This is a genomic window from Pseudomonas sp. HMSC067G02 (genome assembly GCF_001813485.1).
GTDB classification, from domain to species: domain Bacteria; phylum Pseudomonadota; class Gammaproteobacteria; order Pseudomonadales; family Pseudomonadaceae; genus Pseudomonas; species Pseudomonas aeruginosa.
Map to the genome: position 1 here is coordinate 1 of NZ_KV812689.1, position 407 is coordinate 407.

Below are 407 nucleotides of genomic sequence, written 5' to 3' on the forward strand. Positions count from 1 at the left end.
GAGGACCAGGTGATGGTCCAGGGCTTCAACCACGAAGTGATCATCCCGCGCGACCCGCAGTCCGGCCAGCCGACCGGCCAGCGCGTGCACAAGCCGGTGGTCATCACCAAGGTCTTCGACAAGGCCTCGCCGCTGCTGCTGGCCGCCCTGACCTCCGGCGAGCGCCTGACCAAGGTGGAGATCCAGTGGTACCGCACCTCCGCCGCCGGCACCCAGGAGCACTACTACACCACCGTCCTGGAAGACGCGATCATCGTCGACATCAAGGACTACATGCACAACTGCCAGGACCCGGGCAACGCCCACTTCACCCACCTGGAAGACGTGCACTTCACCTACCGCAAGATCACCTGGACCCACGAAGTCTCCGGCACCTCCGGCTCCGACGACTGGCGCTCCCCGGTCGC

At 65.8% G+C, this 407-nt stretch carries 1 protein-coding gene; it reads left to right on the forward strand.

Going from position 1 to position 407, the window contains the following annotated elements; genetic code table 11:
- Nucleotides 1-407, forward strand: a 407-nt coding sequence (locus HMPREF2914_RS18385; protein ID WP_139148217.1) for an Hcp family type VI secretion system effector, incomplete at both ends; no start/stop codon positions are given.